Below are 14,906 nucleotides of genomic sequence, written 5' to 3'. Positions count from 1 at the left end.
AAACTGCAAAACGACGCGATGGAGCGGAGGAAGCGATGAAAGTGCTGGTGCCGGTCAAGCGGGTGCTTGACTATAATGTGAAGCCACGGGTGAAGGCGGACGGGACGGGGGTGGACCTCGCGAACGTCAAGATGAGCATGAACCCGTTTGACGAGATCGCCGTGGAAGAGGCGATCCGCCTGAAGGAAAAGGGCGTGGCGAGTGAGATCGTCGTCGTCTCGATCGGTGAGGCGAAGGCGCAGGAAACGCTGCGCACCGCGCTTGCCATGGGTGCCGACCGCGCGATCCTGATCGTTTCGGAGGAAAAGGTCGAGCCGCTCGGCGTTGCGAAATTGCTCGCCAAGGTCGCGCAGGAGGAAGAGCCGGGGCTGGTGATCCTGGGCAAGCAGGCGATCGACGACGACAACAACCAGACCGGCCAGATGCTCGGCGCGCTGCTCGGCTGGGGCCAGGGTACGTTCGCCAGCAAGGTCGAGCTGTCGGGCGACAGCGTCGAGGTGACGCGCGAAGTCGATGGCGGCCTTGAAACGGTGAAGCTCAAGACGCCGGCGATCGTCACCACCGATCTCCGCCTCAACGAACCGCGCTACGCCTCGCTGCCCAACATCATGAAGGCCAAGAGCAAGCCGCTCGCGCAAAAGACGCCGGCCGATTACGGCATCGATGTGACCCCGCGCCTGACGGTCGTCAGCGTTGCCGAGCCTGCCAAGCGGACAGCCGGCGTGAAGGTTGCGGATGTGGATGAGCTTGTCGCCAAGCTGAAGGCACTGGGAGTTGCGAAATGAGCGTGCTGGTCTGGGTCGAACACGACAATGCCTCGGTGAAGGACGCGACGCTCGCCGCGGTCACCGCGGCGGGCAAGCTGGGCGATGTGGTCGCGCTGGTCGCGGGCGAGAACGCGAAGGGCGCGGCGGATGCGGCGGCCAGGATCGCCGGCGTATCGAAGGTGCTGCTGGCCGACGATCCCGCTTACGGCCATGGGCTGGCGGAGAATGTCGCGCCGCTGATCGCCGACCTGATGAGCGGCTATGACGCGTTCGTCGCGCCCGCCACGACGACGGGCAAGAACATCGCCCCGCGCGTCGCCGCGCTGCTCGACGTCATGCAGGTCAGCGAGGTGATCGGGATCGATGGCGATCGCTTCACGCGCCCGATCTATGCCGGCAACGCGATCGCGACGGTCACCTCGTCCGACGCGAAGAAGGTGCTGACGGTGCGCGGCACCGCCTTTGACAAGGCGGCGGCCGAAGGCGGCTCGGCCAGCGTCGAAAGCGTTTCGGGCGGCGGCGACAAGGGCCTGTCAAGCTTTGTCGGCGCAGAGATCGCCAAGAGCGAACGGCCCGAGCTGACCAGCGCCAAGGTGATCGTCTCGGGCGGCCGCGCGCTGCAAAACAGCGAGAACTTCCATGCGCTGATCGAGCCGCTGGCGGACAAGCTGGGCGCGGGCGTCGGCGCGAGCCGCGCGGCGGTCGATGCGGGCTATGTCCCCAACGACTATCAGGTCGGCCAGACCGGCAAGATCGTCGCGCCCGAGGTGTACATCGCGATCGGCATTTCCGGCGCGATCCAGCATCTGGCGGGCATGAAGGACAGCAAGACGATCATCGCGATCAACAAGGACGAGGACGCCCCCATCTTCCAGGTCGCCGACATCGGCCTGGTCGGCGACCTCTTCAAGGTCGTGCCGGAACTCACCGAGAAACTGTAACGCATCGCGATCGGCGAAATCGGGCGGCGTCGGGTTTGGCGCCGCCCTTTTTCGTTTCGGCGATGCGGGCGTCGGAATCGTCCGCAGATGGCGCAGGATCGCGGCGCTGCCGACCGCGTCCCTCGCGCGGTTCGCCCAGCCGCTGTCGATGGCTGGCAACAGGCAATGCCCGTCGCGATGAAGCGGCGGCGGGGTCGCGCGGACGCGGCCTGCCCGGGCCTCTTCAGGAGCACCGACGGGTCGCGAGCGCCGTTCAGGCGGGGGGCGGCACGTCTCCCGCCACGCCGACCGGTTCCGCACGCGGCGGGGCCTTTTTCGTGGCCGCGAAGCGGAGCACCAGAAAGCCCAGCATTGCCGACAGCACCGATCCGCTCAGCACGCCGATCTTCACTTCATCGATCAGCGCTTCGTTACCGGGGAAGGCGAGGCCGCCGATGAACAGGCTCATCGTAAAGCCGATGCCGGCCAGGATCGCGACGCCGTACAGCTGCGTCCAGCTCGCTCCGCCCGGCTTCTTGGCGAAACCGGTACGTTGCGCCACCCAGATGCTGCCGAAAATGCCGACCTGCTTGCCCACGAACAGCCCCGCCGCGATGCCGAGCGGCAGCGGCGCGAGCAGGATGGCGGGCGACATGCCGCTCAGGCTGACCCCCGCATTGGCGAAGCCGAACAGCGGCACGATCAGATACGCGACCCAGGGGGCCAGCGCATGTTCCAGCACATGCAGCGGCGATTCGGCCGAATCGGGCGCGCCGGGCGTCTTCGTCACCGGCACCATCATCGCGGTCAGCACCCCGGCGATCGTCGCATGGACGCCGGAGAGAAACACGAAATACCAGAGCAGCAGGCCCAGGCCCAGATAGGGCCAAAGCCGCCGCACGCCGCTGCGGTTGAGGACATACATCGTCGCCAGCACCAGCGCGCCCATCGCCAGCGCCAGCGATCCCAGCTCCTTGGTATAGACCAGCGCGATGATCGCCACCGCACCCATGTCATCGACGATCGCGACCGTGGTCAGGAACAGCTTGAGCGATGCCGGCGCGCGGCTGCCCAGCAGCGCCAGCACGCCGATCGCAAAGGCGATGTCGGTCGCGGCCGGAATCGCCCAGCCATTGGTCAGCGGACCGTTGAAGCCGGTGATGGCGAGATAGACGACCGCCGGCCCCACCATGCCTGCCGCCGCCGCCACCACCGGCAGGCGCCGATGCTCCCAGCTGGCCAGCCGGCCATCGACGAACTCGCGCTTGATCTCCAGCCCGACGAACAGGAAGAAGATCGCCATCAGCCCGTCATTGACCCACAGATGCACGGTCATCGGTCCGTATTTCGAACTGATCGTCGGGCCGGTCTCGGCATGCAGCAGGTGGAAATAGCTTTCGGAAATGCCCGGCAGGTTGGCGACCAGCATCGCCAGCGCCGCTGCGACGATCAGGACGATTCCGCCCGCCGCCTCGCTCTGCACGAAGTCGCGGAGCGCCGAAACCGTGGTCCGGGTCGATTTCTTGGCCATCATGTCTCCCTTTGCCGTCCCGACCTAGCCGCTCGCGCCGACCGCGCAACCCCCGGCGGGACGATAACCCGGTCGCGCGACGGCCATTGCCCGGATCGGACGCGGCCCCTAGAGCGATGTCGATGAGCATCACGCTGTCGGCCCATGACAATCCGGTCATCCAATGGTGGCGCACGCACGTCGTCGCGACCGTCGATCATGTTTCCGTCGTCGAAAAGGTGCGGGACGAGGCGGGTTTTTCCGGTCGCTACGCCTTCATGACGCTGATGTCGGCGGGCATCGCGGTGCTCGGCCTGCTGCTGTCCTCGCCGGCGGTGGTGATCGGCGCGATGCTGATCTCGCCGCTGATGGGGCCGATCATCGGCCTGGGGTTCGGGCTGGCGACGCTCGATTCCGAAGAGATCCGCACCGCCTCGATCGCGCTCGTCTCGGGCGTGCTGCTGGCGATCCTGTTCACCGCGCTGATCGTCCTGCTCTCGCCGATCCAGAATGTGACGCCGGAAATCGCCGCGCGCACGCGGCCCAATCTGTTCGACCTGCTGGTCGCGCTCTTTTCCGCGCTCGCCGGCGCCTATGCGATGATCCGTGGCCGCGCCGGAACGGTGGTGGGCGTGGCGATCGCCACCGCGCTGATGCCGCCGATCGCGGTGATCGGCTTTGGGCTTGCGACCTGGAACTGGACGGTCTTTGCCGGATCGCTGTGGCTGTTCCTCACCAACCTGATGACGATCGCGGTGGCCGCGGCGGTGATCGCCCGGCTTTATGGCTTTGGCTCGCACCTCTCGCCGCAGCAGACCGTGCTCCAGACGATCCTGATCACGGTCACGCTGGTCGCGTTCGCGGTGCCGCTGGGGCTGGTCCTTGTCCAGATCGGCTGGGAAGCGCGCGCTTCGCTCCAGATTCGCGAGGTCGTGACCAGCGAGTTCGAGGGCAGCGCGCGACTCAGCCAGATCGATGTCGATTATCAGAGCGACCCGATCCGCGTCAGCGCGACCGTGATGACCCCCTCGGTCAGCGCGAGTGCCGAACGCGCCGCCACCACCACGCTCACCCGCCTGCTCGGTCGCCCGATCACCGTTCAGCTCGAACAGGTGCGCGTCGGCACCGGTGCGCAGGCGGAGGCGGCACAGGTCGCCGCGGCGCAATCGGCGCGGGTCACCGCCGCCGACCGCCTCGCCTCGCGAACGGCGGAACAGCTGGCGCTCGTCGCCGGGGTAAAGAGCGATGCGGTGCTGCTCGACCGCGATGCCCGCCGCGCGGTGGTGACCGCCGCGGTGTTGCCCGGTGCGGGCCTTGCCGCCTATCGCGCGCTCGAATCGCGCGTGGCGGCGACTGCGACCGACTGGACGGTGGTGCTGGTGCCGCCGCCGGTCGCGCCGCCGCCGGTCGCGCTGGACGATGACGGCAAGCCGGACATGGCGGCGATCGCCACGGCGGTCTGGGGGGCGCAGCGGCTCAACCTGCCGCTTGGCGTCGCGGGTCCCGGCGCGCAGACGGTGGTCGATACGCTTGGCGAGGCGGGGGTGAAGGCCCAGGTCGCTTCCGGTCCCGGCGCGGACGGCGGCGTGCGGCTGCGCTGGCTCGCGCCCGAGGCCGCCGCCGAATAGGCGTGCCGCCTATTCCGTCCGCGCCAGCGCCTCGGCGATCAGTTTGCGGCTGTTGGCGATTCCGTACAGCGCGATGAAGCTGCCCATGCGGGGTCCCTGTTCGGAGCCGAGCAGCGTTTCGTAGAGCGCCCTGAACCAGTCGCGCAGATTGTCGAACCCGCCGGTCTTGCCGATCTCATAGACCTCGTTCTGGATGTCCTCGGCCGATGCGCCCTCGGGCATCGCCGCCAGCACCGCATCGAGCCGTTCGAGCGCCGCCACCTCGACCCCCTGGGGCGCGCGGCGGCGCAGCGTCGGCGCGATGAAGTCGCGGCCATAGGCCAGCGCATAGCCGATCAGCGCGTCGAGCGCGGGATGCCGTTGCGGCGTGGCGTCGGGGACGTAATTGGCAAGATAGCCCCAAACCTGTTCCTTGCTCGCCTCGCCCATCACCCCGACCAGGTTGAGCAACAGCCCGAACGTCACCGGCAGCGTTTCGTCCGGCACGTCGCCATTGTGGACGTGATGCACCGGGTTGCCGAGCTTCTGCTCGACCGGCTGGCCGGGATAGTTGGCGCGGAACTGCCAGTAATCGTCCACCGCGCGCGGGATCACGCCCATGTGCAGCGCCTTCGCCTTTTTCGGCTCGCGATAGATGTAGAAGGCCAGGCTCTCGTCAGGACCATAGGTCAGCCATTGGTCGAGCGAGAGACCATTGCCCTTGGACTTCGAGATTTTCTCGCCCTTCTCGTCCAGGAACATCTCGTAGTTGAATCCTTCGGGCGGGCGGCCGCCCAGCACGCGCGCGATCTTGCTCGACTGGATCACCGAATCGATCAGGTCCTTGCCCGCCATCTCGTAATCGACGTCCAGCGCGACCCAGCGCATCGCCCAGTCGACCTTCCATTGCAGCTTGGCCTTGCCGGACAGGATCGATTGTTCGATCCGCTCGCCCTCGTCGATAAAGGCGATCATGCCGGTTTCGGGGTCCAGTACCTCGATCGGCACCTGCAACACGATGCCGCTCTTCGGGCTGATCGGCAGCACCGGGGAATAGGTCGCCTGCCGTTCCGCGCGCAGCGTCGGCAGCATCACGTCCATGATGCCCCGATAGTGCCGCAGCACGTTCTTCAGCGCATCGTCGAACCGGCCGCCGGTATAATAGTCGGTCGAGGACGCGAACTCGTAATCGAACCCGAACCGGTCGAGAAACTGGCGCAGCATCGCGTTGTTGTGATGCGCGAAGCTCTCATATTTGCCGAACGGATCGGGGATGCGCGTCAGCGGCTTGCCCAGATGCTCGGCCAGCATCGCCTGATTCGGCACATTGTCCGGCACCTTGCGCAGCCCGTCCATATCGTCGCTGAACGCGATCAGGCGGGTGGGCATGTCCGACATGGTTTCGAGCGCGTGGCGCACCATCGTCGTGCGCAACACTTCGTTGAACGTGCCGATATGCGGCAGCCCCGACGGGCCATAGCCGGTTTCGAACAGCACCGGCGTCGTCTTTCCGTCCGGATATCGCTTGAGCAGCTTGCGCGCCTCCTCATAGGGCCACGCCTTTGAGGTCAGGGCGGCATCGCGGAGGTCGGCGGATTTGATATCGGTCATGGACGCGTCGTCTTGATGAGAGGAAAAGCGGCGGTGCGCGATCACTGCGGCTTTTGCAACCTCGCAACCACGCGGAAAACGCGATGCGCATACCCGAATTCATCCGAAGGGGGACAGGATGTTCATCGCTCGCCAGGCCGGATGTGCGATTAGGCTGGCATTCATCGGTTTCTATTGATAATCGCTCGCATTATGACGCTTCCGTTGTCCCGTTCGGCGCGCAACCATCCCGCCACCGTCGCCTCGATCGACTGGCACGCCTTCACCCCGGCTGAGGCGCGGCGGCTCCGTGAATTCGGGCTGGACGAGGGCGTGGCGGTCGAACTGGTGAAGTCGGGCGGATGGTTCGGCGGCCCCGCGGCGGTGCGGATCGGCCGGATGACGGTCGCGCTGCGCCGCCATGTGATCGAGGCGATCCGGGTGGCGGCGCCGGCCGAATGAACGCGCGTCCGGCATGACTCCCCAACCGCTCGTCGCGCTGGTCGGCAATCCCAATGCCGGCAAGACGGCGCTGTTCAACGCGCTGACCGGCGCGCGGCAAAAGGTCGGCAACTATCCCGGCGTCACCGTGGAGCGGCATGCCGGGCGCATCGCGCTGGACGACGGGCGCCCGGTCGAGCTGGTCGATCTGCCCGGCACCTACAGCCTCGATCCCTCCAGTCCCGACGAACAGGTGACGCGCGACGTCGTGCTGGGGCGTCAGGCGGGGGAGCGGCTGCCCGACGCGCTGATCGTCGTCGCCGACGCATCCAACCTCGAAAACCATCTGCGCTTCGTGCTTCAGCTGCGCGATCTTGGCCGGCCGATGGTGCTGGCGCTCAACATGATCGACATGGCGACGCGTGACGGGCTGCGGATCGATGCCGATCTGCTGGCCACCGAACTGGGCATTCCCGTCGTCGCCACCGTCGCGGTGCGCCGCCGGGGCCTTGACGAACTGCGCGTCGTGCTCGCGACTGCCCTGACCGGAACCGCGATCGATCCCGGGTCGGCGGATCGCGGGATCCAGACCGATATCACCGCCTATCAGCGCGAGGCGCGGCGGATCGCGGGCCTCGCGATCCTTGAACAGCCGCGCGGTCGCGCCTTCACCCGCGCGGTCGATGCGGTGGTGTTGCACCCCGTCGCCGGGCCGCTGATCCTCCTCGCGATCCTGTTCGTGATGTTCCAGGCGGTGTTCGCCTGGTCCGAAGCGCCGATCGGCTGGATCGAGGGCGCGCAGGCCTGGCTCGGAAGTCGGGCCACCGCCACGCTGCCAACCGGTTTCCTGCGCGATCTGCTGGTCGAAGGGGTGATCAACGGCGTCGGATCGGTCGTCGTCTTCCTGCCCCAGATCCTGATCCTGTTCGTGTTCATCCTGCTGCTGGAAGCGAGTGGCTATATGGTGCGCGCGGCGTTCCTGATGGACCGGCTGATGGCGGGTGTCGGCCTGTCGGGCCGCGCCTTCATTCCGCTGCTTTCATCCTTTGCCTGTGCGATTCCGGGGATCATGGCGACGCGGTCGATCGACGATCCGCGCGAACGGCTGACGACGATCCTGATCGCGCCGCTGATGACGTGCTCGGCGCGCCTGCCGGTCTATACGGTCATCATCGGCGCGTTCATCCCCGCGCGCCAGGTGCTGCCGGGGATCGGGCTTCAGGGGGTGGTGCTGCTCTGCCTCTATCTGTTCGGCATCGCCGGGGCGATCGCGGCGGCGTTCGTGCTGCGGCGCACGGTCACGCGCGGCGCCGGCGGCGGCTTCATGATGGAAATGCCGCGCTACCAGCTACCCTCGCTACGCGACGTGGGAATCGGGCTGTGGCAGCGCGCCTATGTGTTCCTGCGCCGCGCCGGCACCATCATTTTGGGCGTCACCGTCGCGCTGTGGCTGCTTGCCTCCTATCCGGTCGCGCCGGCCGGTGTGAAGCAGAGCGAATATTCGGTCGCCGGTCGCATCGCCACGGGGCTTGAGGTCGTGCTGCGGCCGATCGGCTTCAATCACGAGATGAGCCTGGCGGTCATCCCCGCCATGGCCGCGCGCGAGGTGGCGGTGTCGGCGCTTCAGACCGTCTATTCGATCGATGCCGCCGATGAGGACCAGGGTGCGCAGGCGCTGGGTGCGCAGCTGTCGTCGCGCTGGTCGCTGCCGACCGCGCTCGCCTTCCTCGTCTGGTTCGTGTTCGCGCCGCAATGCCTCTCGACCATCGCGGTCGCCCGGCGCGAAACCAATGGCTGGAAATGGCCGCTGGTGATGCTCGGCTATCTGTTCGCGCTCGCCTATGTCGCTGCGGGTGCCACCTTCTGGACTGCGACCGCGCTGGGGCTCTGACGCGGCGCGCGCGTTCCTGGCGCCCCGGCGTCAGTCGCGCTTCGAGTCGTCCACCGCGCGGTCGCGGCGCGCCCGTTCGGCGGCATCGTGCGCCTTCTCCGCCCTGGTTCGCCCGAACTTCGCGCGGTTCTCCACAGCCTTTGCGCGCGCCGCGGCCTTCCCCTTCGCCTTGCGCGCCTTGTTGAGGTTGATGACCTCGCCCATCGCGACTACCCCTTTGCGCAAGACATTATCGATCAAACCTCGGAGTATTCATGGCGGGCAGCGTCAACAAGGTCATTCTGGTCGGCAATCTGGGGCGCGATCCCGAAAGCCGGTCCTTTTCCAACGGCGGCAAGGTGGTGAACCTGCGCATCGCCACCAGCGAAAGCTGGAAGGACCGCAACAACGGCGAGCGCAAGGAGCGCACCGAATGGCACAGCGTCGCGATCTTTTCGGAAGGGTTGGCGAACGTCGCCGAACGCTATCTGCGCAAGGGATCGAAAGTCTATCTGGAGGGTCAGCTCCAGACCCGCAAATGGCAGGATCAGTCGGGCAATGACCGCTATTCGACCGAAGTGGTGTTGCAGGGCTTCGACGCAAAGCTGGTGATGCTCGATGGTCCCGGCGGCGGCCAGGGTGGCGGCATGGGCGGCGGCGGTCGCGACGACTGGGGCGGCGGCAATGACGATTTCGCCGGCCAGTCGAGCAATCGCGGCGGCGGCGGTTATGGCGGTGGCAACCGTGGCGGCGGCAACGGCGGCGGCGGCGGTGGCGGCTTCCCCGACGATCTCGACGACGACGTGCCGTTCTGATCTTGGGGCGGCACCAGCCCGCTCCCTACCCCGTCGCCCATAGGATACTGGCGTTGGGTGGCCGTGTGGGGGAGCGAGCCGGTTCCGCAGTCACGCCAAAGCGCTCCCCCTAAGGGGTTAATTTCGCTGGATTTTCGAGAAATGGTGCGGTCGAGAAGACTCGAACTTCCACGGGCTTTCGCCCACAACGACCTCAACGTTGCGCGTCTACCAGTTCCGCCACGACCGCACTGATTTCTTCCGCCGGCGACCCGGCGGCTGGTAAGGCAGCGGCCCCTAGCAAAGGGGAGGGGGGCGCGCAAGCCGCGTTTCGGCGAACTTTGCACCGTGCCGCCAACCCGCTAAGGCCGCCGCCCGATGTGGCTCTCGTCCGATACCTCTGCCGAGACGCGGCGCATCCTCGCTCTGGCCTGGCCGGTGGTGCTGACCAGCCTCAACTGGACGATCCTGCACGTCACCGACGTGATCGTCGTCGGGCTGGTCTCGACCCATGAGGTGGCCGCGCTCGGCGCCAGCCGCACGCTGACCTTTATCGGTATCGTCGCCGCGCTGGGCTGGCTGACCGGCATTCTCGTCTTCGCCGCGCGCGCCGACGGCGCACGCGATCTGCCGGCCACCGGCGCGGTGCTGCGGCAGGGGCTGGTCTGTGGGCTGATTCTCGGCCTTGCCAGCGGCGGGGTGTTGTTCGCCTTCGCGTTGCCGATGCTGCGCGGTGTCGGCGTCGATTCGCGAATCGCGCCCGATGCGGCACATGTCGTGCGGATCATGGCGCTCGGCTACCCGTTCCAGTTGGTGGTCGTCGCCGCCAGCTTCTTTCTCGAAGGCGTCAGCCGTCCCCGCCGGGTGATGGTGGTGAACTTGTCGATCCTGCCGTTCAACGCGGTGCTGGCCTGGATCCTGGCGACCGGGCAGTTCGGCGCGCCGGCGCTGGGCGCTGCGGGCGCGGCGATGGCGACGGTGGCGGCGACCGTCGTCGGCGCGCTGGCGATGACCCTCGCGGCGCTCACTTTGCCGCGCGCGCGGGAGCGTGGGGTCCGCGACTGGCGCGATTTCGGTACGCCCGCGATGTGGCGCGGCGTCCGGGCGCTGCTCGCCTTCGGGTTCGTGCCGGCGGTCGCTTCGGGACTGGAACTTGCGGGCTTTTCGATCCTGATCGCCCTATCGACGCATCTGGGAGAGAATGTCACCCATGCGTTTCAGATCGTATTTTCGGTCCATAACGTGACCTTCGCCTTCGCGCTGGGCCTGGGTTCGGCGGCGGGGGTGCGGGTCGGCAACGCCGTGGGCGAGGGCGTACCCGCGGCCGCCGGCCCGCGCGCGGCGATCGCCGCTTGCCTGGCCCTGGTGGTGCTCGGCATCCTCGCGCTCCCCCTGACCTTTGCTCCGGGCGCGATCGTCAGCGGCTTTCCGGCCAGCGCGCAGGTCGATCGGATCGCCGCGACGATGCTCGCGATGTGGGCGCCGTTCATCCTGTTCGACGGGCTTCAGGTCGTGCTGGTCTATGCGCTGCGATCGCTTGGCGACCAGGTCGCGGCCGGGGTGAACGGAATCCTCGCCTTCTTCCTGCTCACCGGCGCGCTTGGCCTGTGGCTGGTACATGGCGGCTGGGGCGCGATGGGGCTGGTCTGGGCGTCGGGATCGGGAATGGTCGCCGCGGCCGCGCTCAACGGCGCGCGGCTCTATCTGGTCACTCGCCGGCTTCGCCCGAAAAGCTGAACTGGATGCTCTTGCCGGTCGGCGGCACGTCCAGCTTGCCGCTGTTGAAATCGAGGCTCCCGCCCGGCGGCAGGAATCGGGGTTCGGGAGTGATCGTCCAGTTATAGACGATCGAATTGTTGCCGTCGCGCAGCTCGGCCAGGATATTCGGCACGCGCTGGCGCGTCTTGGTCGGGTTCATCACCTGTCCGCTCACGACGAACAGCTCGCCGCCGTTGAGCCGGGGCTTGCGCTCCACCGATTGCGCGGTGAAGACCAGCGGCGTCTGCACATTGCCGATCGGCAGGCCCAGTTGCGCGGCGATGCCCGGCGCTCCGGAATAGACGATGGCGACCGCGCCGACCGCCATCGACAGGCCGGCGATGAATGCCGCCGCCGTCCATCGCTTCTCCGGATTCCGGCGCGGCTTGAACGGCGGTTCGTGGGCGAACGGGTCATAGTCGCGCGGCCCGTCCTGTTCCGCTGGGCGCGGTGCCGAATAGGCGTCCGCCCGGACGACATCGGCCGCCGCCTGGGCGACTTTCCCCTCGGGCAGCTGGTGCCAGCTGTGGCGGCAGCTGGCGCAACGCACCGTCCGCCCCTCCGCGCCGATGGCGGTGTCGGGGACAAGATAGCGCGTCCGGCATTCGGGGCATTCGAGGATCATCGCGACACGACTTGTTCGAACGGGTCATATGAGAAGCGGCAATCCCGAATCTAAACACCTCCCGACTCGGAATGGCAACCCCCCGTTGCCGGTACATGCCGCCATGCTTGAGCCTGCTCCGCGCCTGTGCGATGGCTCGGGAAATCGGGGGCAGTTGATTTCGGGAGCGGCCAGGCCGGCGCACATGGCCAATATCGTCCAGTTCGAAAATGTCGGCCTGCGCTACGGCACCGGGGCGGAGACGCTGAGCGACCTGTCGTTCACGCTGGCGGCCGGCGCCTTTTATTTCCTCACCGGCGCGTCGGGTGCGGGCAAGACGTCGCTGCTCAAGCTGCTGTACCTTGCCCAGCGGCCGACACGCGGAATCGTCCGCCTGTTCGGTGAGGATGCCGGCGCGCTGCCGCGAAAGCGCCTGCCCGGATTCCGGCGACGGATCGGCGTCGTCTTTCAGGATTTCCGCCTGCTCCCGCACCTGTCCGCCTATGACAATATCGCGCTGCCGCTGCGCGTCGCGGGCATGCCGGAGAACGAGATCGAGGCGCCGGTGCGCGAGATGCTGGCCTGGGTCGGGCTCAACGATCGCGGGCGGGCAAAGCCGCCGACCCTGTCGGGCGGTGAGCAGCAGCGGATCGCGATCGCGCGCGCGGTGATTACCCGGCCCGAACTGCTGGTTGCCGACGAACCGACCGGCAACGTCGATCCCGACATGGCCGAACGGCTGCTGCATTTGTTCGATTCGCTCAACCGGCTCGGCACCACGGTGGTCGTCGCGACGCACGACTTCCACCTGCTCAACCGGATCCCCAACGCGCGCATGATGCGGATCGAGCGGGGGCGGCTCAACGATCCCACCGGCGCGCTGCGCTTTCCGCCGGTCAGCGCCGATACATGAAGCTCACCCTGCATCGCGACCGCCCCGAACGCCGCCTGCTCGACGAAAGCCGGCGCACGCGTTCGATGCTGTGGATCATGACGATCATGCTGTTCCTCACCACGCTCGCCGCCGCGCTGGGGCTTGGCATGGCCGGCGCCACCCGCTCGCTCGACCGCGAACTGGCCGGGCGGCTGACGATCCAGCTGGTCGAGGCGGACACCGCCCGTCGCGACGCCGCCGTGACCGCGATCACCGGGCGGGTGCGCGCGCTACCGGGGGTACGCCGCGTCGAGGAGGTGGATCGCGCGCGGCTGGCCGAACTGCTGCGCCCCTGGCTCGGCGATACCGGCTATGACTCCGAACTGCCGATGCCGGCGATGATCGACGTCGATCTCGCGTCGGGCGAACCGGCGCTGGTCGATCGCGTCGTCGCGGCGGCGCGTGGGGTGTCTCCTGGGGCGCAGGTCGATCGCCATGCGCAATGGCTGTCGCCGGTCGCCGGCTTCCTGAACATGCTGGCCTGGTTCGCCGCGGCGCTGGTGCTGCTGATGGCGATCGCGACCACGGCGGTCGTGCTGCTGGCCGCCCGTGCCGGCCTTGACAACCATCGCGATTCGATCGCCATCCTGCACATGCTGGGTTCGACCGACCGGCAGGTCGCACGCCTGTTCCAGCGGCGCATCGCGCTCGACACGCTGATCGGCGGCGTCATCGGCACGGCGGCGGCGCTGGCGATCGTGTGGCTGCTGGGGCGGCAGGCGCCGGTACTGGGGTCCGAACTGCTCGCCGGGGTCGCTTTGCGACAGGCCGACTGGATCATGCTCGGGTCGCTGCCGCTGCTGTTCGCGCTGATGGCGATGTTCGCGGCGCGTAGCGGCGTGCTGCGCACTTTGGGCCATACGCTGTGACCCGGTTCCTGCTTCGGGTCGGCGCGGTGCTGGCGCTTGGCTGGGCGCTGGGGTTCGCGCTGTTCATGCTTTCGCTCGGCAAGCCGCTCGACGATTCGGTAAAGACCGACGGGATCGTGGTTCCCACCGGCGGGCCGGGGCGGATCGATCGCGGCCTCTATCTGATCGACCGCAAGGCGGCGAAGCGGATGCTGATTACCGGAACCGATCCGACCGTGCGCCCGATCGAACTGGCGGTCGAGTACAAGGCATCGCCGCGCCTGTTCCGTTGTTGCATCGACCTGGGCCATGACGCGGTCGATACCCGCTCCAACGCCGACGAAACCGCGCAATGGGTGCGCCGGCACGGATTCAGGTCGGTTCGGCTGGTCACCGCCGACTGGCACCTGCCGCGCGCGAAGCTGGAGCTGCGCTACGAACTGGGCGCCGATGTCGAAATCCGGGGGGACGGAGTGCGGACCAATCCGCGCTTTTCGATGCTGTTGCGCGAATATAACAAATATCTGGTGCGGCGGATCGTGCTGCTGATCGGCGGCGGCGATGGCTGACCGGCTGCGCAGCCTGGCCTTTGCAACGATCTTTTACGGCCTGTCGGTGCCGATCGTGCTGTGTGCGCCGATCGCGGGTCTGTTCGGAACCCGCGCGTTGCGGGCCTATGCCAATGGCTGGGCGGGGTTCGCGATGTGGTCGGCGCGCCATATCGCCGGGATCGGACAGCGGATCGAAGGGCAGCATGCCGCGGGGCCGGCGCTGTACGCCGCCAAGCACCAGTCGATGTACGAAACGCTGGCACTGGCGCGGATGCTGGATGCGCCGGCGATCGTGATGAAGCGCGAACTGGCGCGGATTCCGGTCTGGGGCTGGGCGGCGCGGCGCTATGGCGTGATCGTGGTCGATCGCACCGCCTCCGCAACCGCGCTGCGGCAGATGATGCGCGAGGCAACGGCGGCGCGGGGCGAGGGGCGATCGGTGCTGATCTTTCCCGAGGGGACGCGCGTTGCGCCGGGCGAGGCGCCGCCCCTGCGTTCGGGATTTGCGGGGCTGTATCGCGCGCTCGGGCTGCCGGTGGTGCCGGTCGCGCTCGACAGTGGAAAGGTCTGGCCGCGCGAGGGACACAAGCGGGCGGGGACCGTCACCTTTCGGTTCGGCGCGCCGATCGCCCCCGGGCTGGACCGGCGCGCGGCGGAGGCGGCGGTACATGCCGGCATCAACGCGCTCGAGCAGGGCGCGCCCGGCTGAGGC

The 14,906-nt window shown here is 67.8% G+C and carries 15 protein-coding genes and 1 tRNA gene; 11 read left to right on the top strand and 5 right to left on the bottom strand.

The features are described from left to right. Window positions 1-35 precede the first annotated feature (35 nt). Window positions 36-785, top strand: a complete 750-nt coding sequence (locus KF783_RS13005) for an electron transfer flavoprotein subunit beta/FixA family protein (RefSeq protein WP_294079977.1) — start codon at window positions 36-38, stop codon at window positions 783-785. Beyond that, a complete protein-coding gene (locus KF783_RS13000; protein ID WP_294079975.1) occupies window positions 782-1,708 on the top strand; it encodes an electron transfer flavoprotein subunit alpha/FixB family protein in 927 nt (308 codons plus the stop codon). Before KF783_RS13005 ends, KF783_RS13000 begins: the two co-directional genes overlap by 4 nt. A 253-nt stretch (window positions 1,709-1,961) precedes the next feature. Here KF783_RS13000 and nhaA read toward each other — a convergent pair whose 3' ends face one another. Next, window positions 1,962-3,218, bottom strand: a complete 1,257-nt coding sequence (gene nhaA / locus KF783_RS12995; RefSeq protein ID WP_294079973.1) for a Na+/H+ antiporter NhaA — start codon at window positions 3,216-3,218, stop codon at window positions 1,962-1,964. A gap of 122 nt (window positions 3,219-3,340) precedes the next feature. Between nhaA and KF783_RS12990 the strand changes: the two genes are divergently transcribed. After that, window positions 3,341-4,825 carry a DUF389 domain-containing protein gene (locus tag KF783_RS12990; protein WP_294079971.1) on the top strand — a complete coding sequence of 495 codons (1,485 nt, stop codon included), beginning with the start codon at window positions 3,341-3,343 and terminating at the stop codon, window positions 4,823-4,825. Between the two features lie 9 nt (window positions 4,826-4,834). On the opposite strand, the gene KF783_RS12985 is transcribed toward KF783_RS12990, so the two are convergent. Further along, entirely contained in the window at window positions 4,835-6,415 is a 1,581-nt protein-coding gene (locus KF783_RS12985) for a lysine--tRNA ligase (protein ID WP_294079969.1), read from the bottom strand. 192 nt (window positions 6,416-6,607) lie between these two features. Here KF783_RS12985 and KF783_RS12980 point away from each other — a divergent pair, with 192 nt between their 5' ends. Both KF783_RS12980 and KF783_RS12975 read left to right on the top strand, forming a co-directional pair. After that, window positions 6,608-6,856: a FeoA family protein gene (locus KF783_RS12980; RefSeq protein ID WP_294079968.1), complete on the top strand. Its 249-nt coding sequence runs from the start codon at window positions 6,608-6,610 to the stop codon at window positions 6,854-6,856. 13 nt (window positions 6,857-6,869) lie between these two features. Then, window positions 6,870-8,726, top strand: coding sequence for a ferrous iron transporter B (locus KF783_RS12975; RefSeq protein WP_294079967.1), 1,857 nt, complete (start codon window positions 6,870-6,872; stop codon window positions 8,724-8,726). Window positions 8,727-8,756: 30 nt separating this feature from the next. Here the strand turns inward: KF783_RS12975 and KF783_RS12970 are convergent, their stop codons facing one another. Beyond that, window positions 8,757-8,930, bottom strand: a complete 174-nt coding sequence (locus tag KF783_RS12970) for a DUF4169 family protein (RefSeq protein ID WP_294079966.1) — start codon at window positions 8,928-8,930, stop codon at window positions 8,757-8,759. A 50-nt stretch (window positions 8,931-8,980) separates the two neighbouring features. Between KF783_RS12970 and ssb the strand changes: the two genes are divergently transcribed. Then, window positions 8,981-9,520 carry a single-stranded DNA-binding protein gene (ssb, locus tag KF783_RS12965; protein ID WP_294079965.1) on the top strand — a complete coding sequence of 180 codons (540 nt, stop codon included), beginning with the start codon at window positions 8,981-8,983 and terminating at the stop codon, window positions 9,518-9,520. A gap of 142 nt (window positions 9,521-9,662) precedes the next feature. On the opposite strand, the gene KF783_RS12960 is transcribed toward ssb, so the two are convergent. Beyond that, window positions 9,663-9,749: transfer RNA gene (locus KF783_RS12960), tRNA-Leu, on the bottom strand. A gap of 128 nt (window positions 9,750-9,877) precedes the next feature. Here KF783_RS12960 and KF783_RS12955 point away from each other — a divergent pair. Next, window positions 9,878-11,236, top strand: coding sequence for an MATE family efflux transporter (locus tag KF783_RS12955; RefSeq protein WP_294079964.1), 1,359 nt, complete (start codon window positions 9,878-9,880; stop codon window positions 11,234-11,236). On the opposite strand, the gene KF783_RS12950 is transcribed toward KF783_RS12955, so the two are convergent. Beyond that, window positions 11,208-11,882 (bottom strand): zinc-ribbon domain-containing protein, encoded by a 675-nt coding sequence (locus KF783_RS12950; RefSeq protein WP_294079963.1) that lies wholly within the window; start codon window positions 11,880-11,882, stop codon window positions 11,208-11,210. The two genes, KF783_RS12955 and KF783_RS12950, sit on opposite strands and share 29 nt — an antisense overlap. A 184-nt stretch (window positions 11,883-12,066) precedes the next feature. Between KF783_RS12950 and ftsE the strand changes: the two genes are divergently transcribed. The 4 genes from ftsE to KF783_RS12930 all read left to right on the top strand — a co-directional run bounded on the left by ftsE (window position 12,067) and on the right by KF783_RS12930 (window position 14,903). After that, complete coding sequence (gene ftsE / locus KF783_RS12945; protein ID WP_294079962.1) at window positions 12,067-12,774, top strand: cell division ATP-binding protein FtsE; 708 nt, start codon at window positions 12,067-12,069, stop codon at window positions 12,772-12,774. Continuing rightward, a complete protein-coding gene (locus KF783_RS12940; protein ID WP_294079961.1) occupies window positions 12,771-13,664 on the top strand; it encodes an FtsX-like permease family protein in 894 nt (297 codons plus the stop codon). The genes ftsE and KF783_RS12940 overlap by 4 nt, the downstream gene beginning before the upstream one ends. 65 nt (window positions 13,665-13,729) lie before the next feature. Further along, entirely contained in the window at window positions 13,730-14,212 is a 483-nt protein-coding gene (locus KF783_RS12935; RefSeq protein WP_294080043.1) for a YdcF family protein, read from the top strand. Further along, window positions 14,205-14,903, top strand: a complete 699-nt coding sequence (locus tag KF783_RS12930; RefSeq protein ID WP_294079960.1) for a lysophospholipid acyltransferase family protein — start codon at window positions 14,205-14,207, stop codon at window positions 14,901-14,903. Before KF783_RS12935 ends, KF783_RS12930 begins: the two co-directional genes overlap by 8 nt. The last annotated feature ends 3 nt before the right edge of the window (window positions 14,904-14,906 follow it).

The sequence above is a fragment of the Sphingomonas sp. genome (genome assembly GCF_019635455.1).
Lineage (GTDB): Bacteria > Pseudomonadota > Alphaproteobacteria > Sphingomonadales > Sphingomonadaceae > Sphingomonas.
The sequence above is the reverse complement of the archived record's forward strand: the minus strand, read 5'-3'. Positions and strand labels throughout refer to the sequence as shown.

What these genes read in the sequence shown, in the direction of transcription:
- KF783_RS12990 (WP_294079971.1), top strand. Translation starts at nt 3,341, where the DNA reads ATGAGCATCACGCTGTCGGCCCATGACAATCCGGTCATCCAATGGTGG.
- KF783_RS12940 (WP_294079961.1), top strand. Translation starts at nt 12,771, where the DNA reads ATGAAGCTCACCCTGCATCGCGACCGCCCCGAACGCCGCCTGCTCGAC.
- KF783_RS12980 (WP_294079968.1), top strand. Translation starts at nt 6,608, where the DNA reads ATGACGCTTCCGTTGTCCCGTTCGGCGCGCAACCATCCCGCCACCGTC.
- KF783_RS12955 (WP_294079964.1), top strand. Translation starts at nt 9,878, where the DNA reads ATGTGGCTCTCGTCCGATACCTCTGCCGAGACGCGGCGCATCCTCGCT.
- KF783_RS12985 (WP_294079969.1), bottom strand. Translation starts at nt 6,415, where the DNA reads ATGACCGATATCAAATCCGCCGACCTCCGCGATGCCGCCCTGACCTCA.
- KF783_RS12930 (WP_294079960.1), top strand. Translation starts at nt 14,205, where the DNA reads ATGGCTGACCGGCTGCGCAGCCTGGCCTTTGCAACGATCTTTTACGGC.
- KF783_RS12970 (WP_294079966.1), bottom strand. Translation starts at nt 8,930, where the DNA reads ATGGGCGAGGTCATCAACCTCAACAAGGCGCGCAAGGCGAAGGGGAAG.
- nhaA (WP_294079973.1), bottom strand. Translation starts at nt 3,218, where the DNA reads ATGGCCAAGAAATCGACCCGGACCACGGTTTCGGCGCTCCGCGACTTC.
- ssb (WP_294079965.1), top strand. Translation starts at nt 8,981, where the DNA reads ATGGCGGGCAGCGTCAACAAGGTCATTCTGGTCGGCAATCTGGGGCGC.
- KF783_RS13005 (WP_294079977.1), top strand. Translation starts at nt 36, where the DNA reads ATGAAAGTGCTGGTGCCGGTCAAGCGGGTGCTTGACTATAATGTGAAG.
- KF783_RS12975 (WP_294079967.1), top strand. Translation starts at nt 6,870, where the DNA reads ATGACTCCCCAACCGCTCGTCGCGCTGGTCGGCAATCCCAATGCCGGC.
- ftsE (WP_294079962.1), top strand. Translation starts at nt 12,067, where the DNA reads ATGGCCAATATCGTCCAGTTCGAAAATGTCGGCCTGCGCTACGGCACC.
- KF783_RS13000 (WP_294079975.1), top strand. Translation starts at nt 782, where the DNA reads ATGAGCGTGCTGGTCTGGGTCGAACACGACAATGCCTCGGTGAAGGAC.
- KF783_RS12950 (WP_294079963.1), bottom strand. Translation starts at nt 11,882, where the DNA reads ATGATCCTCGAATGCCCCGAATGCCGGACGCGCTATCTTGTCCCCGAC.
- KF783_RS12935 (WP_294080043.1), top strand. Translation starts at nt 13,730, where the DNA reads ATGCTTTCGCTCGGCAAGCCGCTCGACGATTCGGTAAAGACCGACGGG.